22 protein-coding genes and 2 tRNA genes are annotated in these 24530 nt (G+C 71.4%); 16 read left to right on the top strand and 8 right to left on the bottom strand.

What is annotated here, in order from left to right:
- Positions 1-140 precede the first annotated feature (140 nt).
- Positions 141-1244, top strand: a complete 1104-nt coding sequence (locus ABFJ78_RS01065; RefSeq protein WP_436383634.1) for a S1 family peptidase — start codon at positions 141-143, stop codon at positions 1242-1244.
- Between the two features lie 91 nt (positions 1245-1335).
- Here ABFJ78_RS01065 and ABFJ78_RS01060 read toward each other — a convergent pair whose 3' ends face one another.
- Both ABFJ78_RS01060 and ABFJ78_RS01055 read right to left on the bottom strand, forming a co-directional pair.
- Positions 1336-1740, bottom strand: a complete 405-nt coding sequence (locus ABFJ78_RS01060) for an SsgA family sporulation/cell division regulator (RefSeq protein ID WP_372667802.1) — start codon at positions 1738-1740, stop codon at positions 1336-1338.
- Positions 1741-1894: 154 nt separating this feature from the next.
- Positions 1895-3124, bottom strand: a complete 1230-nt coding sequence (locus ABFJ78_RS01055) for an MFS transporter (RefSeq protein WP_436383632.1) — start codon at positions 3122-3124, stop codon at positions 1895-1897.
- A 56-nt stretch (positions 3125-3180) separates the two neighbouring features.
- Here ABFJ78_RS01055 and ABFJ78_RS01050 point away from each other — a divergent pair, with 56 nt between their 5' ends.
- Complete coding sequence (locus ABFJ78_RS01050; protein WP_436383631.1) at positions 3181-3609, top strand: GbsR/MarR family transcriptional regulator; 429 nt, start codon at positions 3181-3183, stop codon at positions 3607-3609.
- Entirely contained in the window at positions 3606-4685 is a 1080-nt protein-coding gene (locus tag ABFJ78_RS01045; RefSeq protein ID WP_436383629.1) for an FAD-dependent monooxygenase, read from the top strand. The genes ABFJ78_RS01050 and ABFJ78_RS01045 overlap by 4 nt, the downstream gene beginning before the upstream one ends.
- Here ABFJ78_RS01045 and ABFJ78_RS01040 read toward each other — a convergent pair.
- Complete coding sequence (locus ABFJ78_RS01040; RefSeq protein ID WP_436383628.1) at positions 4663-5136, bottom strand: Lrp/AsnC family transcriptional regulator; 474 nt, start codon at positions 5134-5136, stop codon at positions 4663-4665. The two genes, ABFJ78_RS01045 and ABFJ78_RS01040, sit on opposite strands and share 23 nt — an antisense overlap.
- 213 nt (positions 5137-5349) lie before the next feature.
- Here ABFJ78_RS01040 and ABFJ78_RS01035 point away from each other — a divergent pair, with 213 nt between their 5' ends.
- Positions 5350-6339 carry a beta-ketoacyl-ACP synthase III gene (locus ABFJ78_RS01035; protein WP_436383626.1) on the top strand — a complete coding sequence of 330 codons (990 nt, stop codon included), beginning with the start codon at positions 5350-5352 and terminating at the stop codon, positions 6337-6339.
- Here the strand turns inward: ABFJ78_RS01035 and ABFJ78_RS01030 are convergent.
- The gene (locus ABFJ78_RS01030; protein WP_436383624.1) at positions 6327-7826 is read right to left on the bottom strand and encodes an adenylate/guanylate cyclase domain-containing protein; all 1500 of its coding nucleotides are present in this window, start codon (positions 7824-7826) and stop codon (positions 6327-6329) included. The genes ABFJ78_RS01035 and ABFJ78_RS01030 overlap by 13 nt on opposite strands.
- 64 nt (positions 7827-7890) lie before the next feature.
- On the opposite strand from ABFJ78_RS01030, the gene ABFJ78_RS01025 reads away from it, so the two are divergent.
- The gene (locus tag ABFJ78_RS01025; protein ID WP_436383622.1) at positions 7891-8388 is read left to right on the top strand and encodes an FBP domain-containing protein; all 498 of its coding nucleotides are present in this window, start codon (positions 7891-7893) and stop codon (positions 8386-8388) included.
- Here ABFJ78_RS01025 and ABFJ78_RS01020 read toward each other — a convergent pair.
- Together ABFJ78_RS01020 and ABFJ78_RS01015 are read right to left on the bottom strand one after the other, a co-directional pair.
- Positions 8385-9197: a class I SAM-dependent methyltransferase gene (locus ABFJ78_RS01020; RefSeq protein WP_436383621.1), complete on the bottom strand. Its 813-nt coding sequence runs from the start codon at positions 9195-9197 to the stop codon at positions 8385-8387. The genes ABFJ78_RS01025 and ABFJ78_RS01020 overlap by 4 nt on opposite strands.
- Complete coding sequence (locus tag ABFJ78_RS01015) at positions 9197-9889, bottom strand: FadR/GntR family transcriptional regulator (RefSeq protein ID WP_436383620.1); 693 nt, start codon at positions 9887-9889, stop codon at positions 9197-9199. Before ABFJ78_RS01015 ends, ABFJ78_RS01020 begins: the two co-directional genes overlap by 1 nt.
- Before the next feature lie 36 nt (positions 9890-9925).
- On the opposite strand from ABFJ78_RS01015, the gene ABFJ78_RS01010 reads away from it, so the two are divergent.
- The 3 genes from ABFJ78_RS01010 to ABFJ78_RS01000 all read left to right on the top strand — a co-directional run bounded on the left by ABFJ78_RS01010 (position 9926) and on the right by ABFJ78_RS01000 (position 11653).
- Positions 9926-10447, top strand: coding sequence for a GNAT family N-acetyltransferase (locus ABFJ78_RS01010; protein WP_436383619.1), 522 nt, complete (start codon positions 9926-9928; stop codon positions 10445-10447).
- Positions 10444-10797 carry a VOC family protein gene (locus ABFJ78_RS01005; protein ID WP_436383617.1) on the top strand — a complete coding sequence of 118 codons (354 nt, stop codon included), beginning with the start codon at positions 10444-10446 and terminating at the stop codon, positions 10795-10797. The genes ABFJ78_RS01010 and ABFJ78_RS01005 overlap by 4 nt, the downstream gene beginning before the upstream one ends.
- A 79-nt stretch (positions 10798-10876) precedes the next feature.
- Entirely contained in the window at positions 10877-11653 is a 777-nt protein-coding gene (locus ABFJ78_RS01000; RefSeq protein ID WP_436383616.1) for a sulfite exporter TauE/SafE family protein, read from the top strand.
- Here the strand turns inward: ABFJ78_RS01000 and hisC are convergent.
- Positions 11643-12698 (bottom strand): histidinol-phosphate transaminase, encoded by a 1056-nt coding sequence (gene hisC / locus ABFJ78_RS00995; protein WP_436383615.1) that lies wholly within the window; start codon positions 12696-12698, stop codon positions 11643-11645. The two genes, ABFJ78_RS01000 and hisC, sit on opposite strands and share 11 nt — an antisense overlap.
- 146 nt (positions 12699-12844) lie before the next feature.
- On the opposite strand from hisC, the gene ABFJ78_RS00990 reads away from it, so the two are divergent.
- The 5 genes from ABFJ78_RS00990 (at position 12845) to ABFJ78_RS00970 (ending at position 17496) form a co-directional block, all read left to right on the top strand.
- Positions 12845-13474 carry a dienelactone hydrolase family protein gene (locus ABFJ78_RS00990; RefSeq protein ID WP_372667815.1) on the top strand — a complete coding sequence of 210 codons (630 nt, stop codon included), beginning with the start codon at positions 12845-12847 and terminating at the stop codon, positions 13472-13474.
- Between the two features lie 19 nt (positions 13475-13493).
- A complete protein-coding gene (locus ABFJ78_RS00985; RefSeq protein WP_436383614.1) occupies positions 13494-15473 on the top strand; it encodes an acetoacetate--CoA ligase in 1980 nt (659 codons plus the stop codon).
- 37 nt (positions 15474-15510) lie between these two features.
- Complete coding sequence (locus ABFJ78_RS00980; RefSeq protein ID WP_436383613.1) at positions 15511-17226, top strand: phosphatidylglycerol lysyltransferase domain-containing protein; 1716 nt, start codon at positions 15511-15513, stop codon at positions 17224-17226.
- A gap of 65 nt (positions 17227-17291) precedes the next feature.
- A tRNA-Ser gene (locus ABFJ78_RS00975) sits at positions 17292-17381 on the top strand.
- Positions 17382-17422: 41 nt separating this feature from the next.
- Positions 17423-17496, top strand: a tRNA-Arg gene (locus tag ABFJ78_RS00970).
- 65 nt (positions 17497-17561) lie between these two features.
- On the opposite strand, the gene ABFJ78_RS00965 is transcribed toward ABFJ78_RS00970, so the two are convergent.
- Positions 17562-20159 carry a CHAT domain-containing protein gene (locus ABFJ78_RS00965; RefSeq protein ID WP_436383612.1) on the bottom strand — a complete coding sequence of 866 codons (2598 nt, stop codon included), beginning with the start codon at positions 20157-20159 and terminating at the stop codon, positions 17562-17564.
- A 96-nt stretch (positions 20160-20255) separates the two neighbouring features.
- On the opposite strand from ABFJ78_RS00965, the gene ABFJ78_RS00960 reads away from it, so the two are divergent.
- From ABFJ78_RS00960 to ABFJ78_RS00950, 3 genes are all read left to right on the top strand, one after another.
- A complete protein-coding gene (locus ABFJ78_RS00960) occupies positions 20256-21272 on the top strand; it encodes a S8/S53 family peptidase (RefSeq protein ID WP_436383610.1) in 1017 nt (338 codons plus the stop codon).
- Positions 21273-21531: 259 nt separating this feature from the next.
- Positions 21532-23154 (top strand): glycosyl hydrolase family 18 protein, encoded by a 1623-nt coding sequence (locus ABFJ78_RS00955; RefSeq protein WP_436383609.1) that lies wholly within the window; start codon positions 21532-21534, stop codon positions 23152-23154.
- A complete protein-coding gene (locus tag ABFJ78_RS00950) occupies positions 23151-24500 on the top strand; it encodes a cellulose binding domain-containing protein (protein ID WP_436383608.1) in 1350 nt (449 codons plus the stop codon). The genes ABFJ78_RS00955 and ABFJ78_RS00950 overlap by 4 nt, the downstream gene beginning before the upstream one ends.
- Positions 24501-24530 lie beyond the last annotated feature (30 nt).

The raw sequence follows: 24530 nt of genomic DNA, 5'->3' as shown, positions 1-24530 counted from the left end.
GGGATTCGTCCGGGGTGAATGCGTATACCCATTCGCCGGGCGCCCGGATTGCACCGTAACGCCCACTGCGGGGACCCTCACCCGGGGGAGTACCACTGCGTGGCCGGTGCAGAGCCGCGCGTAACCACCTAGGGAGAAGCATGAAGATCGCCAGACTCTTCGGTGCCGCTGCCGCCGCGGTGATGACGACGGGCGCGCTCGTCTCCGTCGCCGTTCCCGCGTCGGGCCAGGACCTGCTGAACCCGGACATCGTGCCCGCCATGCAGCGCGACCTCGGTCTGACCCACGACCAGGTGCTGACGCGGCTGAAGAGCGAAGACGTCGCGAACAAGGTCACCGAGGCCGTCAGCGCGACGCTCGGCGACGCCTTCGGCGGCGCCACCTACAACGCCGCCACGGGCAAGGCGCACATCCAGACGACGGACGCCGCGTCGGTCGCGAAGATCCAGGCGTCCGGGGCCGAGGCGGAGGTCGTGAAGTTCAGCGCCCGCCAGCTCGACTCCACTGTGGACAGGTTCAAGGCCCTCGACAGCTCCGCGCCGTACGCGATCACCGGCTGGGGCGTGGACTCCGTCACCAACCGCGTCACGCTCTCCGTCCTGCAGGGGCAGCGCGCCGCCGCCGACGCGTTCCTCACGCAGTCCGGTGTGGACAAGTCGTCGGTCACGATCCTCGACGCGGCCGCGAAACCCACGCTGCACGCCAACATCCGCGGTGGGGACGCCTACTACATCGGCGGCTCTTCGCGCTGCTCGGTCGGCTTCGCCACCACGACCGGTTTCGTCACCGCCGGCCACTGCGGCGCGCTCACCGGCGGCGGCTCGCTGACCGGGTCGAACGGCGCCTCGCTCGGCAGCTGGATCACCTACCGCTTCCCGGGTGCCGACTACGCGGCGGTCCGGACCAACAGCAACTGGACCCCGGTCGCGCAGATGAACAACGGGACCGCGGTGCGCGGGTCGTCGAACGCGGCGACCGGCTCGTCGGTCTGCAAGGCCGGCTCGACCACCGGCTGGACCTGCGGCACCATCGGCGCCAAGAACCAGAGCGTCCGCTACGCCGAGGGCACGGTCAACGGCATGACCGCGACCAACGTCCGCTCGGCGGCCGGTGACTCCGGCGGCGGGTTCATCGCCGGCAACTACGCGCAGGGCATCCTGTCCGGCGGCAACACCAGCGTGACGTACTTCTACCCGATCGCCGGCGCGCTTTCCGGCACCGGCACCACCCTGAAGACCAGCTGACCCCGGCATAGCGAAAGGGCGGGTTTCGAGTGCCTCCAGCGCACTCGAAACCCGCCCTTCGTCCTCGCCGCGGGATTGGGAGGTTCAGGGGTCAGACGTTGCTGATCTCCTCGATCAGCCCGTCGACGTCGAAGTGCGCGCTCTCCTCGCCGAGCGGCACCAGTTCGTAGGAGGCGTCGAGGAAGCTGCGGACGTCCTCGACTTCGAGCTCGAACGACGCATAGCCGTCCGGTGACTCGATTTCCAGGGTCAGGAAGTCTTCGTCCTCGGACAGATCCGGGCGGATCCGGACGTCGCCGAGCCCGGCCGGCTCGTCGAGGCCGTCGACCAGGAGGTCACGCGCGAAGGTCCACTCGATCCACCGGCCGCGCTCGGTCCGGAACGCCACGGTGACCGCGAACGGCTCGTCGGCGTGGTAGGACAGGCGGGACAGGACGGGCGTGGTGCTTTCGTTCAGCACCACGAACTGGCTCTGGTGAACGGCGTCGGTCTGCATGGCCCCTCCTGGAGTCCGGTGGCGGTTCGCGCGGCGCGAACTGTTCGAGGAGGAGATGACCAGGCACGACGGTCATGACGAAGAAACTCTCACGTTCACTTGATCGGTTGCATCCGTCCATTGTGGTGTAACGTCCGGCACATACCCCTTGCGTTCACCCGGCGACTGCCGGTGACGGTTCGCGCAGCGCTCCGGGCAGCTTCTTCCGCAGCACGAGCAGGGCCGGGACGGCCGCCGTGCAGGTCAGGGCCAGCACGGACCAGGTCAGCGCGTTGCTGACGCTGAGCAGGACGGCCAGCAGCCCGGGCGCGAGCGCGACGGGCAGGCCCCAGGAGAGCTGGAAGATCGAGCTGGCCCGGCCTTCGGAACCGGCGGGCGCGGCCGCGGCGGCCGCCGCCGTACCGGTGGGGCCGAACATCGCTTCGGCGACGGAGAAGCCGAGGCTCGCCACGAGGATCAGCGCGGCGGCGACGGTCAGGGGGACGATTTCCAACGGGATCAGCAGCGCGAAGGAAACCGCGAAGAGCGTCGCGGCGCCGAGGAGCCCGGCGGTCCGGCTGCGCCCGGCGAGCAGCGAGACGATCGGGCGCTGCGCGGTGACGACGACCACGGTGCCGAGCGTGATCGCGGTCCCGGCGATCCACTGTGGACCGTGCAGCAGATCCCGCACGACGATGGGGAGGACGGCGAACTTGCTCGCGCTGGCGAGCGTGAAAGCCGTGTGGGTGACGCAGAAGCCGGTGAACGGCCGGTTGGTGAGCACGGCCCGCCAGCTCCCGGACGCGGAGCTTTCATGTGAAAGCTCCGCTCCCTGGTGGGAGCTTTCACGTGAAAGCTCCGGTAGTAGCGCGATCAGGACGGCGGCCACCGCGAAGCTCGCCGCGTTCAGGTACGCCAGTGCGTGGAACGCCGCCTGGCTCGTGATCGTCGGCAGCACCGCCATCGCGGCCGCGCCGACCCCCGCGCCCGCGAAACGCCCCACCGTCTGCGTCGCCAGCATGCGGTCCGTCGCGCTCCCCGACGTCAACCGGGCGACCATCGGCGCGTTGCACGTCCAGAACAACCGGTCGCCGAAGCCGGCCACGACCGACACCACGATCACCTGCCAGCCGGTGTGCACCAGTGGATAAGCGCAGAAGGCCCCCACCCGCACGAGGTTGCCCGCGATGAGCAGCGCCCGCGGCCCGAAGCGGTCCATGGCCGCGCCGGTCGCCGGGCCCGTGACGAGCGCGAGCAGCGCGCCGGTGCTCAGCGACGTGCCCGCGTCGAGCAGGCCCATGCCCTGGCCGTGCACCAGGAACAGCAGCGCGAACGGCACCCAAAGCCCGCTGCCGAGCGCGTCGATCAGCGTCGCGGCCAGGAAGATCCGGCGGTGTCGAAGCATGCTTCCCCCAAGAACCCCAGCATATCTTGCTTCAGAAGATGCTAGTGTCCACTAGCATGGACGAGCGAACAGCCTGGGCGGAGCGCGCCGCGGCCTTCTTCGCCGAGCAGTACGGCATCCCGCCGATCGCCGGCCGCATCCTCGGCTGGCTGATGGTCTGCGACCCGCCCGCCCAGTCGGCGACCGCGATCGCCGAGGCCATCGGCGCGAGCCGGGCGTCGCTCACCTCGAACATGAACCTGCTGACCGCCGCCCGGCTGGTCCGCAAGCAGCGCGTGCCGGGCGACCGCACGACCTACTTCCGCATCGACGACGACGCCTGGCCGCGCGTGGTCCGCGAGCGCATCGCCACGCTCGCCTCGTTCGTCGCCATCGCCGACGACGGCCTGGCGCTGTTCGGACCCGGCGACGAGCGCGCCGCCCGCGTCCGCGCGGCGCGGGACACCTTCGCCTGGCTGGCCGAAGCTCTGGAGGGACCGCGGTGAAAGCAGTGGTGGCAGGGGCGGGCATCGGAGGCGTCACGGCGGCGCTCGCCCTCCTCGAAGCGGGCTGGGACGTCGAAGTGCTCGAACGCGCACCCGAGCTGGGCGAAGTCGGCGCCGGGCTGTCGATCGCGCCGAACGCGCTGCGGGCACTGGACGCGCTCGGCGTCGGGGAAAAGGTCCGGGCGGCCGCGACGCCGTCGCAAGCCGCGTACAACCTGTGCCTGCCGTCGGGGGAGTTCCTGCGGCGCTTCGACCCGGCGCACGACACGCCGTTGTCCTGCTTCCACCGCGCGGACCTGCACCGCCTGCTCGCCGCCGAGCTGCCGCGGGACGTCGTCCGGACCGGCTGCGCGGTCCGCGACGTTACCCCGGACGGGGAAGTCGTCCACGACACCGGACGGGTGACGGCCGATCTGGTGGTGGGCGCGGACGGCATCCACAGCGCGGTCCGCGAGGCGCTGTGGCCCGGGATCGCGCCCCGCTTCCGCTACACGGTCTGGCGGGGCGTGACCGAACCCGGCGTCGAGCACGCCGGCACGTTCACCTTCGGCCGCGGCGCGTACTTCCTGGTCCACCCGATCGGCGGCGGCCGGGTGTACTGGGCGCTCGCGGTGCACGAGAACCGGCCGGGCGTCCGTTACGAGGACGACCTGGCCGAAGTCCGGCGCCGAGTGCGGGGCTGGCACGTCGAGCCGCTCCTCGACGTGACACCGAAGGTGCTGCACAACGACGTCACGGACCTGCCGCCGCTGCCGTCGTACGTCCGCGGCCGGGTGGCCCTGCTCGGCGACGCGGCCCACGCGATGACGCCCGACATGGGCCAGGGCGCGTGCCAGGCGATCGAGGACGCGGTGACGCTCGCCGCGGTCGGGCTCGAGGGCTACGACCGCGCCCGGCTCGCGCGGACCCACGGCATCGCGCGGATGGCCCGGCGGAAAGGTTCGATGGCGCTGACGACGTCACGGCTCGGGTACGCGGTCAACCGGCTCGGCATGCGCGCGCCCGCGTCGGTGGTGCGGAAGCAGACGGAGAAGCTGTGGTCCTGGACCCCGCCTACGGCCCCAGCGGGAGGGTGAGCCCGACCTTCACCCGGTCCATCGCGACGCTCGTCGTGAAGTGCCGGACGTTCGGGTTGTCGAAGAACATCCGCCGGGTGAACGCCTCGAAGCCCGCCATGTTCGGGCACGTCACGACCAGCACGAAGTCGGCGTTGCCGGTGACGTAGTAGCACTGCTGGACGCAGTCGTCGGCCAGGACCTGGCGGCGGAACGCGTCCAGCACCGCGAGGTTCTCCCGCTCCAGCTCGACCATGACCACGAACGTCATGCTCAGCCCGAGCGCCGCCGGCGACAGCACCGCGACCTCGCGCTCGATGACGCCCGCCTCGCGCAGCCGCTTGATCCGCCGTTGCACCGCCGCGGCGGAGAGACCCACCTTCGCCCCGATCGTCTCGGCGATCGTGCGGGCGTCCTCCTGGAGGCAGGCGAGGATGGCGATGTCCAGCTGGTCGAGGTCGGGTGTCTGCACTCCAGCAGGCTAACCGGGACCCCCGACGGTTTGCCGCGAGTTCGCTGCCGGCTCACTCCACCGTGACGCCGCTCACTACTCCGTCCCAGGCGAAAGTGAAACAACTTTTTTCGTGACCTGGAACACAACTCACCGGTCTACCAGGGGGTAGCCCATAGAAGTGGAAGACCAGCCGGTCGCTCCGCCAACCCGCCGGCGTGGGGAGGCTCTCCCGTGCCCGCACCTGCCGCCGTGCTGACCGGCCTCGGCTCGTGGTTGCCGACGAAAGTCCTGGACAACCACGAGATCGCCGCCCGGCTCGACACCACGGACGAGTGGATCCGGACCCGCACCGGCATCCGGGAGCGCCGCGTCGCGGGGCCCGAGGAGTCCACTGTGGACCTCGCGGTCGGGGCGGGCCGCGAAGCACTCGGCGGCGCCTCCGCCGACGCCGTCGTCCTCGCGACGTCGACCCCCGACCAGCCCTGCCCGGCCAGCGCGCCGCAGGTCGCCGCCCGGCTCGGGCTCGGCACGGCCGCGGCCTTCGACGTCAACGCCGTCTGCAGCGGCTTCGTCTACGCGCTCGCCACGGCGGCCGGCTTCATCGCCGGCGGCATCGCCGAGCGCGTCCTGGTGATCGGCGCCGACACCTTCACCACGCTCATCGACCCCGAGGACCGCACGACCGTCCCGATCTTCGGCGACGGGGCGGGCGCGGTCCTGCTGCGGGCCGGCGACCCCGACGAGCCCGGCGCGTTCGGCCCGTTCGATCTGCACAGCGAGGGCGAGCACGCCGACCTGCTGTGGGTCGAGGCCGGCGGCGCGCGGCGGCGGCTGTCCGACCAGCCGGGCGACCGCTTCCTCGCGATGCAGGGCACCGCGGTGTTCCGGCACGCGTGCGCGCGGATGGCCGAGTCGTCGCGGACCGTCCTGGACCGCGCGGGCTGGATGGTCGGCGACGTCGACCGCTTCGTCGGCCACCAGGCGAACATCCGGATCCTGCAGGCGACGGCGAAGCAGCTCGGCATGCCGGCCGACGCCGTCGTCGCGAACATCGACCGCGTCGGCAACACGAGCGCCGCGTCGATTCCGCTCGCCCTGGCCGACGCCCAGGCGGACGGCACCCTCGCGCCCGGGCACCGCGTGCTGCTCAGCGCGTTCGGTGCGGGCCTGACCTGGGGCTCGACGGTGCTGCGCTGGCCGGATCTGGGTCAGCTGTCCTGAGGTTCCGGGCGGGCCGTCCAGGTCGGCGTCGCCTCCTGGCGGCCGCGCAGCTCGAGCTCGCCGTGCTTCTCCCAGTGCGCGCGTTCGCTCGGCAGTGCGGCGGAGACGACGGCGTCGCTGGCGAGGATCCGTGATGGCACCGCCTTGGCCAGCTCGGTCAGCCGCGCGGCCTCGTTGACGGCGTCGCCGATCACGGTGTACTCGAGCCGGCTGCTGGTGCCGAGCTGCCCGGCGAACACCGGGCCGCCGGAGACGCCGATGCCGAGGTCGAGCTCGCCGTCCGCGCACACCTCGTCCCGGATCGCGCGGGCCGCGGCGAGCGCGGCCGTCGGTGCGTCCGAGAGCCGCGTCGGGGCGCCGAAGATGCACAACGCGGCGTCGCCCTGGAACTTGTTGACGAGCCCGCCGCGGGCGTTCACCGCGGAGACGACGGCGGCGAACAGGCGGTTCAGCTTCCGCACCAGCTCTTCCGGCGGGGTGCGGTAGGCGAGCGCGGTCGAGTCGACGACGTCGACGAACAACGCCGTGACCTCGCGGACGTCGCCGGACAGCGACGCGCCGTGTTCGAGGGCGTGCCGGGCGACGTCGGCGCCGACGTGCCTGCCGAACAGGTCCCGCATCCGCGCCTGCTCGCGCAGCCCGGCGGCGAGCTGGTTGACCGACGTCTGGAGCAGGCCGATCTCGCTGGAGTCGTCGACGTCGACCGCGACTTCGTTGTCGCCGCGGGCGATCCGGTCGAGGGCCACGCGCAGCCGGTGCAGGGGCGCGGCGACGGCCCGGGCCAGCAGCGCGGTCCCGATGGCGCCGACCGCGAGGCCGATGACCGACAGCATGATCAGGCTGGCGGTGTGGTTGCCGGAGCCGAGGTCGGGCGGCGTGGCGACGAGCAGGACGCCGACGAAGGGGACCCCGCTGGCGAGCGCCCAGGTGACGACGAGCCGGGTGAGCACGGTGACGGGCAGCGATCCGCGCGGCGGCAGGACGGCCAGCGCGATGGTCATCACGGGGCGCGCGACCCACTCGGCGGCGAGGTAGGTGAGCCCGACGGTGGTGAGGCCGCCGAGCCCGATGACGGTCGCCATGCCGACGGCGTCTTCACCGGACCCGAGCACGCCGGCCAGCACGCTGAGCACGACGGTCCCGATGAGCCAGAGGGTGCCACTGACGACGGCCATGTCGACGGGCAGCCGCAGGGCTCGGCGGGCTTCGCTTTCCGACGGCGGCCGGCCGAGCACGAACCAGACGGCGGTCCGCCGCTGCAGCCAGGCGGTCCAGAGCGTCCCGGCGAGCAGCGACCCGGCCACGATGGCGGCGGCGGTCAGGCCGAGGACCCATCCGCGGTCGCCGACGTCGCCGGGCAGGCCTTGCAGGAGGAGCAGCAGCGCGACTACGCCGGAGCCGGCGACGCTGGAGCCGACGCCGAGCCCGGCGAAGCCCAGGCTGGTGCGCAACACGACCCGGAAGTTCTTCACGGCGATCTTGCGCACGGCGTTGATCGTACGGCCGAAAATGCGTGGCCACCGCCGGTGCCCGCTGGTTACCGTGCGGATCATGGACCCACTCGGCCAGGACGAGATCCGGGCCTCGTTCGTCAACTGCACCCGCGGCGAAGCCAAGGGCGTGACGCTGCCCGCCCGGCCCGAGGACATCCCGTGGGCGAAGCGGGAGTTCCTCGGCTGGCGCGACCCGAAGGCGCCTTCGCGCGCCTACCTCGTGCTGCCCTTCCGCGGCGAGGTGGTCGGGCTCGCCCTGCGTGCCGCCCCGGCGCCGAAGTCACGCCTGCGCAGCAACATCTGCGGCTTCTGCACCACGACCCACGGGCTCGCCGACATCACGCTGTTCTCTGGCCGGCGTGCCGGGAAGGCCGGTCGCGAGGGCAACACGCTGGGCACCTACGCGTGCGCGAACCTCGGCTGCTGCCAGTACGTCCGCGGCGAGCTGAAGTCCGACGTGCCCCAGCCGTACGAGACGCTCACCCTGGAGGAACGCCTCGCGCGGCTGGAGGAGAAGCTGCACAAGTTCGTGGCACGGGTGCTGGAGTCGCGCTAGAAGCGGTACCGCACGATGCGCGCCATCCGCGCCAGCGGCGGGAAGTACTTCAGCGTCCGCAACTGGAACCGCGTGACCGGCCGCAGCCGGGCCAGCACCTCCGGCGTCGACCAGTGCGCCGCGTCCAAAGAGGACACCAGCGTCAGGCCGTACCGCTCCAGCTCGTGCGGGTCGTCGATGCCCCACTTCAGGGTCGCCTTCGCGCGCCGGACCGGGGTGTTCAGCTTCTGCGCCTTGATGCCCAGCTTGCTGAACACGTCGCCGATCACTTCCCCCGAAGGGAACTTCGCGACCAGCCGCCGGATCAACTCCGTGCCGTCCGCAGGCGTCAGGTACATCGTCAAACCCTCGGCGACGATCAGCGCCGGCCGGTCCGGCGGCACCTGGTCCAGCCACTCGAAATCGGTCACCGACGTGCCGATGTTCGTGTGGTTCGGCGCGGCCGCGTACAGCTTTTCGCGCAGCTCGACCACCTCCGGGTAGTCGACGTCGTACCAGTGCACCGTCGGCGGCGGCGCCAGCCGCTGGAACCGGGTGTCCATCCCGCAGCCCAGGTGCAGCACGATCGCGTCCGGGTGCTCCGCCAGGTACTCCGCGGCCCACGCGTCGATCGGCTTCGCGCGCAGGACGACGCTCACGGCGGTGTCGCGGTTGATGCCGAGCCTGGCGAAGTCGTAGTCGATCTGGCGGACGGCCTCGTCGGCCGCGCGGTCGCCGAGGATCGGGTCGGCCTCGCGGCTGTCGAGCGCTCGGCCGTACAACGTGGCGAGCATGGTGGCCTTTTCCTCGGTGAAGTGCACCTTCTCCATCAGCGTTCCTCCGCGGCGAAGTCGTGCGCGTACGTCTTGGCGTCGACGAGGTGCTTCAGCGTCAGCTCGCGGGCCGCGGCCGGGTCGGACCGGCGGATCGCGTCGAGGATCGCGCGGTGGTCGTCGACCGCCTTGCGGATCTGGCCCGGCAGCCGCAGCGCCGCCCGGCGCTCCTCGCCGACCAGGGCGAGGACCGACCGCAGCAGCCCGGCGACGTCGTCGTTGCCCGCGTTCTGCGCGATCACCCGGTGGAACTCGGCGTCGGCGGCGATGACGTGCAGCATGTCGCCGTCCTCGGCCGCCCGCGCCATCTCGGCGACGTTGTCCTCCAGGCGGCTCACGGTCTTCGCGCTCGCCTGCCCGGCGAGCCGTTCGGCGAGCGTCGGCTCGACGGTCGCGCGCAGGTCGAAGAGCTTTTCGACGAGCTGGTCGTGCTCGGTGAACCACGTCCGCAGGGGCTGTTCCCGCTGCTCGCGGACGTAGGTGCCGGAGCCGGCGCGGATCCGGACGTACCCGATGGAGTCGAGGACGCGCAGGGCCTGCCGCAGCGACCCCCGGCTGATGCCCAGGTCCTCGCAGAGCACGCGTTCGGCGGGCAGCCGCGAGCCCGGCGGCAGCTTCCCGGAGTCGATCAGCGACCGCAGCCGGTCGACGGTCGCGCTCCAGACCTGCTCGGTGTCCACGCCGCCCATCCTCTCAGCTTGCGGAAACTGTCGGGGGTGCCTGTCATGATCGCGGACATGGACATCCTGGGGGCGTGGGTGCGGGGCTGGGCGGTCTCACGGGCGGTATCGGCGCCGGTGGAGGAGCCGGGCAGGTGGCTGAAGACGTGCGGCGCGCGGGCCGCGGTGCTCGCGGGCCTGACACCCGAATGGGAGACGGGGGAGACGGAGTACCTGATGACGTTCGACGGCGGCATCCCGCCCGCCGAGGTGCCGGCGGGGTACGAGGTGGCGGTGCACGGCGGCCGGCCGGTGTGGTCCGTCGCGGTGACCTCCGACGGCGACGAGGCGGCCCACGGCCGGGTCGCGGCGGCCGGCCGCGTGGCGGTGTTCGACCGAATCAGCACCGAGCCCGCCCACCGGCGGCGCGGGCTCGGCCGGGTGGTGGTGCACCGCCTGGGCATCGCGGCCGGTGCGAAGTCGAGTGCGTTGCTGGCTTCGGAAGCCGGGCGCGGCCTGTATGGCGCGCTCGGCTGGCGGGTGGCGTCCGAAGTGGTACCCGCCCACGTACCGGAAGGAGCGCGATGACCGCGCGGTTCAAGGACCTCGCCCTCGACGCGACCGACCACCAGGCCCTGGCCGACTGGTGGTGCCGGGCGATGGGGTACGTCCGCCGAGACTCCCTCACCGGCGACGAACGCCCGGCCGGCTGGCCGGTCCCGATCGTCGACCCGGCCGGCGACGGGCCGTTGATCTGGCTCAACCCGGTCCCGGAGCCGAAGGCGGGCAAGAACCGCATGCACCTGGACGTCTTCGGCGACAAGACCGAACTGCTGGACCTGGGCGCGACCCTGGTCCGCGCCCGCGACGACGACATCGAATGGGACGTGCTGGCCGACCCGGAAGGGAACGAATTCTGCGTGTTCACCCCGAAGTGACTGTCTCGCCTGCCACATCTGGGCCCATCCGCTTCGCGGCCCCGCGCCGACATGCTTAGGCTCCGCACGTGAGTGCTAAATGACGTGGTGGCACGCGGTGATCGTGGTGGTCGCCGGGATCTGGGCGGGCACCATCAACGCCGTCGTCGGGTCGGGGACGCTGGTGACGTTCCCCGTCCTCGTGGCGCTGGGCTACTCGCCCGTGACCGCGACGACGTCCAACGCCATCGGCCTCGCGCCCGGCACCCTCAGCGGCGCCTGGGGTTACCGGCACGAGCTCACCGGCTACTGGCGGCAGACCGCGAAGTTCGCCGTCGCGTCGTTCCTCGGCGCCATCGGCGGCACGATCCTGCTGCTGTCGCTGCCGAAGGACGCTTTCGAAGCCGTCGTCCCGGTGCTCGTCGGCCTCGCCGTGATCCTCGTGATCGTGCAGCCGCGCGTCTCGAAGTGGGTCGCGAAGCGCCGCGAAGAGAACGGCGAAACCGAGCACAAAGCCGGCCCGCTGCTGATGTTCTTCATCTTCCTCATCGGCATCTACGGCGGCTACTTCACCGCCGCGCAGGGCGTGATGCTGATGGCGGTCATGGGGATGCTGCTGTCCGAACCGCTGCAGAAGCTCAACGGCGTCAAGAACGTCCTCGCCGCCGTGGTGAACGTCGTCGCCGGCGTGATCTACGCGTTCGTCGCGCCGATCAGCTGGCCCGTCGTGCTGTGGCTGGCCGTGGGCTCGACCGCCGGCGGCTTCCTCGGTGCGAAGATCGGCCGGAAGCTGCCGCCGGCGGTGCTGCGCGGCGTCATCGTCGTGATCGGCGTCGCCGCCGTGATCCAGCTGGTCGTCAAGCAGTTCAGCGACTGAAGTCGCGCGCCGCGGCCAGGAAGAGGTCGTTCTCCTCGCGGGTCCCGATCGTCACGCGCACGCCGTCGCCGGCGAACGGCCGCACCACCAGCTTGCGGTCCAGCGCGTGCTCGGCGAACGGCACGGCCTGGTCACCCAGCGGCAGCCAGACGAAGTTCGCCTGCGTCTCGGGCACCTGGTACCCGGCCGCGAGCAGTGCGTCGCGCACCCGCCCGCGTTCGGCGACGATCTCCTGGCAGCGCGCAAGCAGCTCGTCGGCCGCGTCGAGCGACGCCAGCGCGGCCACCTGGGCCAGCATGTTCACCGAGAAGGCGACGTACACCTGGCGAAGGGCGTCCGCGATCGGCTCCGGCGCGACGGCGTAACCGACGCGCAGGCCCGCGAGGCCGTACGCCTTCGAGAACGTGCGAAGCACCATGACGTTCGAGCGCGTCCGCGTGTACTCGACGCCGTCGGGCACCTCGGGGTCGGTGACGAACTCCTTGTAGGCCTCGTCCAGCACCACCAGCACACGCTGCGGGACGGCGTCGAGGAACCGCTCCAGCTCCGCGCGCCGGATCGCCGTGCCGGTCGGGTTGTTGGGGTTGCAGACGAAGACCACGCGCGTCCGGTCGGTGATCGCCGCGAGCATCGCGTCGAGGTCCAGCTCCTGGCCCTCGGTGATCGGGACCAGCACCGGCTTCGCGTGCGCCACCTGCGTCACGATCGGGTAGGCCTCGAACGACCGCCAGCCGAAGAGCACCTCGTCGCCGGGGGCGCAGGCCGCCTGGATCGTCTGCTGGCACAGCGACACCGAGCCGCAGCCGATCGCGACGCGCTCCACCGGCACGTCCAGCTCGCGCGCCAGCCGCTCGCGCAGCACCTGCGAGCCGGTGTCGGGGTAGCGGTTGATACCGGCCGCGGCCTCGGCGATGGCCTGCGCGACGCTCGGCAGCGCACCGCCGGGCACCTCGTTGCTCGCCAGCTTGATCGCGCCTTCGATCGTCCGGCCGGGAACGTACTTCGGCAACGATTCGAGGTCGGCACGAGGGGACACGGACGACATCTTCGGCGCTCCTCCGGTTGAACGGGACAACCCAGTCACCGTATCTTTTCCGGCCGCCGCCCCGCGACTCCCTTCAGGCGGTATCTCACCAGGAGACCTGCGAGACTGGGTTCCTTCCGTTCACCTCCAAGTGATTGAGTGACGCAATGACGTCGACCAGCACCGTGGACTACCAGCGCACCGACGGCCGGGCCCTGACCCTGACCTTCTCGGAACCGGAAGGGTCGCTACGCGGCGGTTTGGTGGTCCTGCACGAGGCGGACGGCGTCACCGACGGTGTGAAACTGCTGCTCGCCAGCCTCGCCCTCGAAGGCTGGCTGACCGTCACGCCGCACCTCGAGAACGCGGAGCTGACGCAGCAGGACCTGCTCGACGCGACGGACATCACACTCGCCTGGCTCGTCGACCGCGGGGTCCAGGCCGACTTGCTCGGCGTGATGGGCTTCGACCTCGGTGGCACCGCGGCGCTCGTCGTCGCCTCGCACCGCCGGCTGGGCGCGGCCGTCAGCGTCGGCGGGCAGCAGGCCGCCGAACTGCCCGCGCTGGTCGAGATCGCCGGGAAGCTCACCAGCCCGTGGCTCGGCATGTACGGCGACGCCGGCGACGAAGCGGGTGGCGCCGAGGTCGAGCGGCTGCGCGACGCGGCGGCGTCGGCGAAGGTCGCCACCAACGTCGTCCACTACCCGGGCGCGAACCACCGCTTCGACGCCGACCCGGGCGCGGCCGCCGAGGCGTGGCAGCGAACCCTGAATTGGTTCGACGCCCACCTGCGTTGAGCGGTATTACAGTCGTGACGTGACGCACACCGCCGACGCCCCCGAAGTGCTCTGGCGCCCTGAGCCGAGCCACGTTGCCGACACCAAGATCGAAGCCTTCCGCCAGTGGCTGCGCGCCGAACGCGGCGTCGAGGTGGACGACTACCGCTCGCTCTGGGAGTTCTCCGTCGAGCGCGGCCCGGACTTCTGGACGGCGGTCGCGGACTTCCTCGGCGTCCGCTGGCACGACCAGCCCGGCGAGGTGCTCTCGGGCGAGATGCCGAACGCGGTCTGGTTCGACGGCGCCACGCTGAACTACGCCGAGCACGCGCTCACCCCCGGCGTCGCGGGGGCCACGAAGGGCGACGACGAAACAGCCGTGATCTTCCACCGCGAAGACGGCCTCGCGGACCACCTCACGTACGGCGAGCTTCGCGCCCAGGTCGGCGCCGCGCGGGCGGCGCTGCTCGAACTGGGCGTCGGCAAGGGCGACCGCGTCGTCGCGCTGGCCCCGAACTGCCCGCAGACGCTGGTTGCGTTCCTCGCCACGGCGAGCATCGGGGCGATCTGGTCGTCTTGTTCGCCGGACTTCGGCGTCCGCGCGATCGCGGACCGGTTCGTGCAGATCGAGCCGAAAGTGCTCTTCGCGGTCAACGCCTACGCGTACAACGGCCGCCAGTTCGACATCCGGGGAACAGTCACCGACCTGCGGGCGAAGCTGCCGTCGCTGGCCGCGACCGTGCTCGTCGAGTACGTCGGCGAGGGCCGGCTGGACGGCGCGCTCGACTGGACCGAGCTGCTCGCGAAGCACGCGGGCGCGCCCCTGCTGTTCGAGCCGGTCGAGTTCGCGCACCCGCTGTGGGTGCTCTACTCGTCGGGGACCACCGGCCTGCCGAAGGGCATCGTGCACGGCCACGGCGGCATCACCCTCGAACACCTCAAGGCCCTCGCGCTGCAGACGGACCTCGGTCCCGGCGACCGGTTCTTCTGGTTCAGCACCACCGGCTGGATGATGTGGAACTTCCTCATCTCCGGCCTGCTCGTCGGCACGACGATCGTGCTCTACGACGGCAGCCCCGGCCACCCGGACCTCAACGCGCTCTGGCACCTGGCCGAGCAGCACCGCGTCACGTACTTCGGGACGTCGGCGCCGTTCATCCAGAGCTGCCTGAAGGCCGGCATCAAGCCCGCCGAGCGCTACGACCTCACGGCGTTGCGCGCGCTCGGCTCGACCGGGGCGCCGCTGAGCGTCGAGGGCTTCCGCTGGATCGTGAACGAGGTCGGCAAGGGTGTCCAGATCTGCTCGGTCTCCGGCGGCACCGACCTGTGCGCGGCGTTCGTCGCGTCGGCGCCCGACGTCCCGGTGTGGCTGGGGGAGCTGTCCTGCCCGGCGCTGGGCGCCGCGGTCAACGCGTTCGACGAGGCGGGCAACGCCGTCGTCGAGGAGGTCGGCGAGCTGGTCATCACGAAGCCGATGCCGTCGATGCCGGTGTTCTTCTGGAACGACCCGGACGGCTCGCGCCTGCGTGAGGCGTACTTCGAGATGTACCCGGGGTTGTGGCGCCACGGCGACTGGATCCGGGTCACGAACCGCGGCTCGGCGGTGATCTACGGCCGCAGCGACTCGACGCTCAACCGCGGCGGCGTCCGGATGGGCACGGCGGAGTTCTACCGGGTCGTCGAGGGCTACGACGAGATCGCGGACTCCCTGGTCGTGGACACCTCGGCGGCCGGCAACGAGGACGGGCAGCTGATCTGTTTCGTCGTCCTCGCCGGCGGTGCTTCGCTCGAAGACGTCGAGCCCCGGCTGAAGAAGGAGCTCCGTAGCGCGCTGTCACCGCGGCATGTACCCGATCGGTTCGTCGTGGTTTCGGAGATTCCCCGGACTTTGAACGGTAAGAAGTGTGAGGTACCGGTGAAGAAGATCCTCGCCGGTGTGGCTCCCGACCGGGCCGTCAGCCGCGACGCGCTGGCCAACCCGGCGGCCTTGGCGCCGTTCGTGGAGCTCGCCGGCGGATAGATGGGGGAAGCATGATCGTCCACAACGGGTTGTACGGGTGGTGACGGGGACCCGCGCGCAGACCACCTGGCGGGTGGCGGGAGCCACCACCGTGGGGGTGATCACCTGGGTGACCCGGCTGGCCGGACTGATGACGCTCGTGTCGGTCCTGGTGCCCGCCGGGCGCCGCAACCTGCGCGGGCACCTGTCGGAATGGCTGGAGCTGCCGCAGGAGGCCACGGTCGCGGCGGCCACGGTCGCGCTGGTCACGGGTGTGCTGCTGGTGCTGCTGGCCGCCGGGCTGCGGCGCCGCAAGCGCCGGGCCTGGCAGCTGGCGATCGGCGCGACGGTGCTGCTCACGGTGTCGCACATCGGGCTGCGGCACGTCTTCGGCGCCGGGATGGTGTCCGTCGTGCTGCTGGTGGGGCTGATCGCGAACCGGCGCTACTTCGTCGCGAAGCCGGACCCGGTGGTCGGGCGCTGGCGCGCGGTGCGCGTGTTCCTGCAGCTGGCGCTGGCCGGGTTCGTGATCAACGTCATCCTGCTGTCGGTGGCCTCGCGCGCGGTGCTGGCGCCGATGAGCTTCCCGGACCGCCTGGCGGAGTCCGCGCTCGCGTTGGTCGGGGCCAGCGGGCCGGCGGTGTTCCACCAGATGTGGCTGGAGGACCTGACCGCGGCCGTCGGGCTGCTGTTCGGCCTCGCCGCGGTCCTGGTGTCGGCGTACTTCCTGCTGCGCTCGGCCGAGCCGGCGCCGCGCCTGACCGACGACGAGGTCGCCCGCCTGCGCAAGCTGCTCGACGAGCACGGCGAGCGCGATTCGCTCGGCTACTTCGCGCTGCGGCGGGACAAGTTCGCGGTGTTCTCGAAGACGGGCAAGGCCGCGGTCACCTACCGCGTGATCGCCGGGGTGGCCCTGTGCTCGGCCGACCCGCTGGGCGACCACGAGGCGTGGCCGGGCGCGATCGAGGAGTACCTGGAGGTGTGCCGCCGCAACGGCTGGGTCCCGGCGGCGATGGGCGTCTCGGAGCTCGGCGCGACGGTCTGGGCCCGGTTCGGCCTGGAGGTCCTGGAGATCGGCGACGAGGCGGTCGTCGACGCCGACGGGTTCACGTTGGACGGACGCGTCATGCGCGGCGTCCGCCAGGCGGCGGCCCGCACGAAGCGCGCGGGCTACAAGGTGCTGGTGCGCCGCACGGAGGACCTGCGGCCGGGCGAGCTGGCGGAGTTGGAGGTCCTTGCGGCGAACTGGCGCGGCACGGACACCGAGCGCGGCTTCTCGATGGCGCTCGGCCGCATGGGCGACCCGGGCTCGGTCCTGGTGACAGCCGAACAGGGCGGCCGCGTGCGGGGCGTGCTCCAGTTCGTCCCGTGGGGTTCGGCGGGCCTGTCCCTGGACGTGATGCGCCGCGACCGGTCGGCCGACAACGGCGTCAACGAGCTGATGATCTCGGAGCTCCTGCTGGCGGCGCGCCGCCACGGGATTTCGCAGGTGTCGCTCAACTTCGCGGCGTTCCGCGCGTTGATGGAACAGGGCCAGCGCATCGGCGCCGGCCCGGTGGCGCGCATGTCGGCGAAGGTCCTGCACTTCTTTTCGCGGTGGATCCAGATCGAGACGCTGTACAAGTTCAACGCGAAGTTCCAGCCCCGCTGGGTGCCCCGGTACCTGGTCTACCCGGGCGTCCGCGAGCTGCCCCGGGTGGGCATCGCGACGTTCGAAGCGGAGGGGCTCGGAGGTCGGTCTCCGCGCCTGCTCAGGCTGCTGCAACGCGCGTGAGGGGGGTCCTGTTCAGGGGTGATCCGGGGGTGTGTAACCTATCTGAGCAGTGGTCGTTGGGCCCAGGAGGCTTCGCCTAGTCTGGTCTATGGCGCCGCACTGCTAATGCGGTTGGGGGTAACCCCCCCTCCCGGGTTCAAATCCCGGAGCCTCCGCTGGTGCCCGGTTCGCCGGGTGCTAGGTTAAAACTGAACACGCGCCCGTAGCTCAGCTGGATAGAGCATCTGACTACGGATCAGAAGGTCAGGGGTTCGAATCCCTTCGGGCGCACGTCTGGTTGAGACAGCAAAGAAGCCCCCTCGCGAGAGGGGGCTTCTTTCTTTGCGCGCGCCGACCTAACCCGCGCCGTAGCAAAGGAATCCGGCGACCGCGGCCGGGTCCGCGAAGTCCTGCTGTGCCTTTGCCAGCGCCGTCGCCGGGGCCGCGCCGGCGCGTAGGTGGCGGTGCAGGCGCAACATCAACGGTCGGCTGGTGGCGTCCGGGACCGGCACCACGCTCGCCACCAAGCTCGTGGACCCCATCGCCAGCAGGGCCGCGGCCAGGCCGAGCAGTTCGTCGCCCGGGCGGACGACCGGCAGGCCGGACTCGCACGCCGACAGGATCACGTGCCGCGGTGGGCGGGTGAGCCGTTCGAGGTCGTAGACCGTCAGCGGCCCGTCGACCAGCTGGAGGGCCGAGAAAAGCGGGTTGTCCGCCCGGAACCGCCCGTGGGCGGCGATGTGCGCCAGCTCAGCGCCGTCGAGGGCCGCCGTCACCGAAGCCACCGTTGCGTTGCGGCCGGTGAACCGCCGGGCGCCGCGGTAGCGGCCCGCCAGCGTCGCCACCTCGGCGACCGAGTGCGGCAGGCCCGGCCCGGACGCGAACACCCGGGCTCCGGTCGAGCCGGCGACGGCGGTGCGGGCGCGCAGCCACAGCGCCGCGGACGGCGCCACCGACACCGGGCGGCCGGCGCACGAGGGCAGCACGGCCCACGGCATCGCGTGCAGGAAACCCGTCGGGACCACGATCAACGGGCGGTCGCCGACGTCCGGGAGCAGCGGTTCGACCAGCGACCGGTCCAGCGCGGCGGCCGTCCGGACGACGAGGCCGGGCACGGCTGCCGAGCCCGTGCCGTAGGCCAGCCGGCGCAGGCCGAACCGCAACGCGGTCAGCTCGTGCTCGATGCCGGCGACCGGACCCAGGCGGTGCAGCCGGACGCGATCGCCGCGGACGACGACCGCGTGCAGCTCACCGTCCGCCGCCACGTACTCCACCAGAGCCGACGAGCCGAGCTCCGCCCGCAGACCCGAAACCGGGCCGAGCGCGCCGGCCTGGGCTCCGAGCTCGCCGTTCACGCGGTGGGACCGGCGACGGATCGCCGACTCCAGGGCCGCCTGCCGACGCACCAGGGTCGCGGTGTCGCCGCCGCGCTCCGCGGCCGCGGCCAGGCCGGCCACGACCTGGCGCAGCTCGGCGAGCCGTTGTCCCAGCTCGGCGTCGTCGACCGGCCGGGCGGGCCGCAACAGCAGCGTTCCGGCGCGCCAGCGCTCCAGCCACGTCAGCACCGATTCCGGGTCGCCCGCCGCCATCGCGAGCCGCAGCCCGAGGCGGGCCAGCTCACCGGCGTGGCCCGCGGCGTGCACCCGTAGTTCGGTGGCGCCGAGGCCGGCCCGGAACCGCTCGAGCACGCGGATTCCCGCCAGGATCGCGCTTTCCGCACCGGCCCGGTCGCCTTCGGACAGCCGGAGCAGGGCCCGCGCGTGCCAAGCCCGCGCCTGCTGCTCCGCCGGACGGCCGCGGTGGGCGAACGCCGGGTGCGCGAGCTCGCGCCGGGCAACGGCGAGCCGGCCGGCCTCGAGGGCCGTCCGGGCCACGATCAGCCGCGCGTCCAGGGCCTCCACCACCCAGCCCGCGCGTGCCAGCGCCACGGCGCTGCGACGCCCGGCGCGGATGGTGGCCTCGCCCCGCTGCCCGCCTTCCCAGCGAGCCCGCAGGGCGAGGTAGCCGCCGAGCGCCGCCCAGCCCGGGCGGCGCTGCCCGATCGCCGACCGCCGCGCCTTCTCGGCCTGTTCGGCCGCCACCGCGAGGTCGCCGTCCAGCAGCGCCGCGCGTGCGAGCAGCAACCTGGCCTGGACGAGGTCCACGGCGTTGCGCTGGCCGGCGAACCGCTCCACGGCCACTTCGGCCGCCTGCCGCGCGTCCTTGACCAGCAACGCCGAGAGCAGCGTTTCGGCCCGCTCGATCGGCAGCAATCCCGGGTCCCGGCCCGAGCTGCGGTACTGGTCGGCAGCTTCGTCGAAAGCCGCGAGGGCGGCCGGCAGGTCCCCGCGGGCCACCGCGGCGAGGCCGCGGTTGTGGTGCACGGTCGCGGTCTTGCCCAGGTGGCCGCTCGCGGTGTACAACGCTTCGGCGCGGTCCAGGTCTTCCTGCGCGGCCCGCCAGTCCCACCGGTGCACGTGGACGAGGCTGCGGTTGTTGCGGATGTCGCCTTCCAGTACGGCGTCCCCGCCGGCACGGCGCAGCACGTCCAACGCGTCGGCGTACCCTTCCGCGGCTTCGTCGAACCGGCCGGCCTCGGTCAGCACGAGCGCCCGCAGCATCCGCAACCGCGCCAGGGACCGGCCGTGCAACGCGGGCTCGGCCCGGCTGATCTGCGCCAAGGCGTCGTCGAATCGGCCGGTCAGCGAGCGCAGGTACGCCATCGACCCCCGGGCCTCGGCCGCCCGGACCGGCAAGTCCGCGGTGTCCGCGGTCTCGATCGCGGTGAGCAGGTGCTGTTCCGCCTTGGCCAGGTCGCCGAGGGCGGTGTGGGCCATGCCGAGGGCGCGCTCGGCCACGGCGACCGGTTCGCGGTCACCATCGGCGCCGGCCAGCGCGAGCCGCGCGAGCCGGCACGCCCGGGGCGGCGCGGTGTAGGCGAGGTCGACGGCTTCCAGGGCCTGCTCGGTGGTCATTTTTCGCGCCGTCTTCCGGCTACGCTGTATCACTCGGAGTTGTCACAGTATCTGTATCGCGAAGAGGTAGTCGGTCGCATCAGGGAGGGGCAACGAATGACTCAGGACGGTGGGCGGCAGGGCGGCGCCGCGACATTCCAGGTGTACACCGAAAACCGGCTGTGGGACCCGGGCACCCCGGTTTCGCCCGACGTTGTCGTCGGAGTGGTCGACACCGGCGTGGTCGTGCTCGACGGGAAACCTCACCCGTACATCGAACGGAACCTCGCCCCGGGCTGGGAGAAGCACGCCGACGTGTTGCCGCGCAGTGGCGAGCAGCTGGGTCGGTACGACGGGCACGGCACGTTCGTCGCGGGACTGATCAAGGCGAAGGCCTCGGCGGCGACCATCGACATACGCCGCGGCTTGGACCTTTCGGACGGCGAAAACGTCGACGCGAAGGTCGCGGCGTGCATCAGGGAACTCGCTGCCGTCGAGCACCTGCGGGTCGTCAACCTTTCGTTCTTCAGCACGTCGGGTGCGGAATACCAGGAGCCGGCGGAACTGAAGAGCGCGCTCGACGAGTTGTTCCGGTGCAATTCCGACGTCGTGGTCGTCGCCGCGGTCGCCAACAGGTGGACCGCCGACAAGAACTGGCCCGCCGCGTTCACCGAGGACTTCGAGCGGGTGATCGCCGTGGGGGCGCTCGACGAGTCGGTGACACCGGTCCCGGGCTTGATGCCGCCACGGGCGAGCTTCTGCAGCTGGTGGGACGGTGTCGACGTGTTCGCGTCGGGCTGCGGGGTCATCGGCCCGAGCGTGGGGCGAGTGGAGGTACCGCTGGAATCGATGGACACCCTGCTGCGGCCTTGGGCCGCGGAGCGCATCAACGGTGCGGGGACGCTCAGACTGCTCACCCAGCTCGTCGAGCGGGACCAATTCGCCTTCAGCACGTGGAGCGGCGCGTCGTTCGCCGCCGCGAAGGTGTCCGGTCTGCTCGCCCAAGCGATGCTCGGCGGCGCGTCCAGTGGCCGGGCGGCGATCGAGCAGGTGATCCACTCTTCCTTGCCCCGCATTCCGCTGCCGGGGTGGCCGGACGGGAAGCCCGCCATCCTCGACACCTGGCCGGTGTAACCGGAAAGGGCTTCTCCGGCACTACGCCGCTCCGGCCCGCAGCCGAGCCCGGTTCGCCGGGTTCGGCTGCTTTCCGTAACTGGACTGGACCAGTGAGCTGACCTTCGTCCCGGCTGGTCAGCCCCTGGTCGGCACTCTCCGTGGTTGTTCTTCCCTAATTGGTCTGGACCACGTAACGTCTTCGCAAACGGTGCGAAAAACACCGCCTCGGTCCCCCGCGGTGCCGTGCCGTTTCCCGTACCTGGCTCAAGGGAGAGCGATGTCCAGAAAGAGATGGCACCTCCTCGGTTTGTTCACCGCGGTCGGCGCGCTCGCGGTCGGTCTCGTGACCGTGCCGGCCAGCGCCGCCGGCGGCGTCGGCGCCAGCTTCACCAAGGGCTCCGACTGGGGCACCGGCTATGAAGGCAAGTACACGATCAACAACGGCTCCGGCTCGACGCTGGCCGCCTGGACGGTCGAGTTCGACCTCCCGTCCGGCGCGAAGATCGCGTCGCTCTGGGACGGCAGCTACACCGCGGCCGGCCAGCACGTCACCGTCAAGAACACCTGGAACGGCAACGTCGGCAACGGCTCGACCGCCAGCTTCGGCTTCAACGTCGCCTACTCCGGCACCTACTCGGCGCCGGCGAACTGCAAGCTGAACGGCGGCTCCTGCGACGCCGGCGGCGGCACCCCGACCACCACGCCGACCACCCCGACGCAGCCCACCACCACCCCGACCACGCCGACCACCCCGCCGACGACGACCACGCCGCCGCAGACCGGCGGGCTGAAGAACGTCGGCTACTTCGTGCAGTGGGGCGTCTACGGCCGCAACTACCACGTCAAGAACATCGAGACGTCGGGCTCGGCCGGCAAATTGACCCACATCAACTACGCCTTCGGCAACGTGACGAACGGCCAGTGCACGGCGAACGACGACCCGTACGCCGACTACCAGAAGACCTACGACGCCGCGGGCAGCGTCGACGGCGTCGCCGACACCTGGGACCAGCCGGTCGCGGGCAACTTCAACCAGCTGCGCAAGCTGAAGAAGCTGCACCCGGGCCTCAAGGTGATCTGGTCGTTCGGCGGCTGGACCTACTCCGGCGGCTTCGGCCAGGCCTCGCAGAACGCCGCCGCGTTCGCGCAGTCCTGCTACAACCTGCTGAAGGACCCGCGCTGGGCGGACATCTGGGACGGCATCGACATCGACTGGGAGTACCCCAACGCGTGCGGCCTTTCCTGTGACACCAGCGGTGCCGCGGCCTACAAGAACCTGATGGGCGCGCTGCGGGCGAAGTTCGGCTCGTCGTTCCTCATCACCTCGGCCATCACGGCGGACGGCAGCAACGGCGGCAAGCTCGACGTCGCCGACTACGGCGGCGCCGCGCAGTACGTCGACTGGTACAACGTGATGACCTACGACTACTTCGGCGCGTGGGCGGCGCAGGGCCCGACGGCCCCGCACTCGCCGCTCACCAACTTCAGCGGCATCCCGACGCCGGGCTTCTACTCCGACGCGGCGATCCAGAAGCTGAAGAGCAAGGGCGTCCCGTCGAGCAAGCTGTTGCTGGGCATCGGCTTCTACGGCCGCGGCTGGACCGGCGTCACGCAGTCGACCCCGGGTGGCACCGCGACCGGCCCGGCGCCGGGCACGTACGAGCAGGGCATCGAGGACTACAAGGTCCTGAAGAACACCTGCCCGTCGACCGGCACGTTCGCCGGCACCGCGTACGCGAAGTGCGGTAGCAACTGGTGGAGCTACGACACCCCGGCGACCATCGGCGGCAAGATGTCCTACGCCAAGCAGCAGGGTCTCGGCGGCGCCTTCTTCTGGGAGCTGACCGGCGACACCACGGGCGGCGAGCTCATCACCGCGATGAAGAACGGCCTGTCATGAGGCGCCGGTGGTTGCCCGCACTCGGGCTGGCGGCCGCGGCCGCCACGATCGGCGCGATGTTCGTGATCGCCCCGGCGAACGCGGCGGGCGGCGTGTCCGCGACCTTCTCGAAGGGCTCCGACTGGGGCACCGGGTACGAAGGCAAGTACACGATCGCCAACGGCTCGGGCTCGACGCTCGCCACCTGGACCGTCGAGTTCGACCTGCCGACGGGTGCGAAGATCTCGTCGCTGTGGGACGGCAGCTACACGGCGTCCGGCCAGCACGTCACGGTGAAGAACACGTGGAACGGCAACGTCGCCAACGGCGGTAGCGCGAGCTTCGGCTTCAACGTGGCGTACTCCGGTTCGTACGTCGCGCCGTCGAACTGCAAGCTGAACGGGGGTTCGTGCTCCGCCGGGGGCACACCCCCCACGACCACTACGCCGCCTACGACGACGACCCCGCCGACCACCACGACGCCGCCCCCGCCGGGTGGCCGGGGCGCGCCCTACCTGTACATGGGCTGGGGCAGCCCGCCGAACCCGCAGACGGTGATGAGCGCGACCGGGATCAAGTGGTTCACCATGGCGTTCATCAACGCCTCCGGTGGCTGCAACCCGGCGTGGGACAGCAGCCGTCCGCTCTCGGGCAGCGCCGACGCCACCGCGATCTCGCAGATCAAGGCGGCGGGTGGCCAGGTCGTCCCGTCGTTCGGCGGCTGGAGCGGCAACAAGCTCGGCCCGAACTGCTCGACGCCGGCCGCGCTGGCCGGCGCCTACCAGCAGGTGATCAACGCGTACGGGCTGAAGGCGATCGACATCGACATCGAGAACTCCGACGAGTTCGAGAACGAGGCCGTGCAGGACCGCATCCTGGGCGCGCTGAAGATCGTCAAGCAGAACAACCCGGGCGTGCAGACGATCCTGACGTTCGGCACGTCGACGACCGGCCCGAACTACTACGGCAACCGGCTCATCGACCAGTCGAAGGCGCTGGGCGCGAACGTGGACGTGTTCACGATCATGCCGTTCGACTTCGGCGGCGGCGCGAACATGTACAACAGCACGGTCAGCGCGGCGAACGGCCTGCGGGACAAGCTGAAGTCGACGTTCGGCTGGAGCGACGCCACGGCGTACGCGCACCTGGGCATCTCGGGCATGAACGGGCTGTCGGACCAGCAGGAGCTGACGGATCTGTCGACGTGGACCCAGATCACGAACTGGGCCAAGACGAACAAGATCGCCCGCCTGGCGTTCTGGTCGGTCAACCGCGACCGAGGCTGCCCCGGCGGCGGCGTCCAGTCGGCGTGCAGCGGCATCGCCCAGAACGACTGGGACTTCACCAAGGTGACGGCGGGCTTCTGACGCCGTCGTGAACGAGGCCTCCTTGCCAGC

The organism is Amycolatopsis sp. MEPSY49, from assembly GCF_051337345.1.
In the GTDB taxonomy this organism is placed as follows: Bacteria; Actinomycetota; Actinomycetes; order Mycobacteriales; family Pseudonocardiaceae; genus Amycolatopsis.
This window is presented reverse-complemented; position numbering and strand designations above follow the sequence as displayed.

What these genes read in the sequence shown, in the direction of transcription:
- ABFJ78_RS01065 (WP_436383634.1), top strand. Translation starts at nt 141, where the DNA reads ATGAAGATCGCCAGACTCTTCGGTGCCGCTGCCGCCGCGGTGATGACG.
- ABFJ78_RS01060 (WP_372667802.1), bottom strand. Translation starts at nt 1,740, where the DNA reads ATGCAGACCGACGCCGTTCACCAGAGCCAGTTCGTGGTGCTGAACGAA.
- ABFJ78_RS01055 (WP_436383632.1), bottom strand. Translation starts at nt 3,124, where the DNA reads ATGCTTCGACACCGCCGGATCTTCCTGGCCGCGACGCTGATCGACGCG.
- ABFJ78_RS01050 (WP_436383631.1), top strand. Translation starts at nt 3,181, where the DNA reads ATGGACGAGCGAACAGCCTGGGCGGAGCGCGCCGCGGCCTTCTTCGCC.
- ABFJ78_RS01025 (WP_436383622.1), top strand. Translation starts at nt 7,891, where the DNA reads ATGGACCCACTCGGCCAGGACGAGATCCGGGCCTCGTTCGTCAACTGC.
- ABFJ78_RS01020 (WP_436383621.1), bottom strand. Translation starts at nt 9,197, where the DNA reads ATGGAGAAGGTGCACTTCACCGAGGAAAAGGCCACCATGCTCGCCACG.
- ABFJ78_RS01015 (WP_436383620.1), bottom strand. Translation starts at nt 9,889, where the DNA reads ATGGGCGGCGTGGACACCGAGCAGGTCTGGAGCGCGACCGTCGACCGG.
- ABFJ78_RS01010 (WP_436383619.1), top strand. Translation starts at nt 9,926, where the DNA reads ATGATCGCGGACATGGACATCCTGGGGGCGTGGGTGCGGGGCTGGGCG.
- ABFJ78_RS01005 (WP_436383617.1), top strand. Translation starts at nt 10,444, where the DNA reads ATGACCGCGCGGTTCAAGGACCTCGCCCTCGACGCGACCGACCACCAG.
- ABFJ78_RS01000 (WP_436383616.1), top strand. Translation starts at nt 10,877, where the DNA reads ATGACGTGGTGGCACGCGGTGATCGTGGTGGTCGCCGGGATCTGGGCG.
- hisC (WP_436383615.1), bottom strand. Translation starts at nt 12,698, where the DNA reads ATGTCGTCCGTGTCCCCTCGTGCCGACCTCGAATCGTTGCCGAAGTAC.
- ABFJ78_RS00990 (WP_372667815.1), top strand. Translation starts at nt 12,845, where the DNA reads ATGACGTCGACCAGCACCGTGGACTACCAGCGCACCGACGGCCGGGCC.
- ABFJ78_RS00965 (WP_436383612.1), bottom strand. Translation starts at nt 20,159, where the DNA reads ATGACCACCGAGCAGGCCCTGGAAGCCGTCGACCTCGCCTACACCGCG.
- ABFJ78_RS00960 (WP_436383610.1), top strand. Translation starts at nt 20,256, where the DNA reads ATGACTCAGGACGGTGGGCGGCAGGGCGGCGCCGCGACATTCCAGGTG.
- ABFJ78_RS00955 (WP_436383609.1), top strand. Translation starts at nt 21,532, where the DNA reads ATGTCCAGAAAGAGATGGCACCTCCTCGGTTTGTTCACCGCGGTCGGC.
- ABFJ78_RS00950 (WP_436383608.1), top strand. Translation starts at nt 23,151, where the DNA reads ATGAGGCGCCGGTGGTTGCCCGCACTCGGGCTGGCGGCCGCGGCCGCC.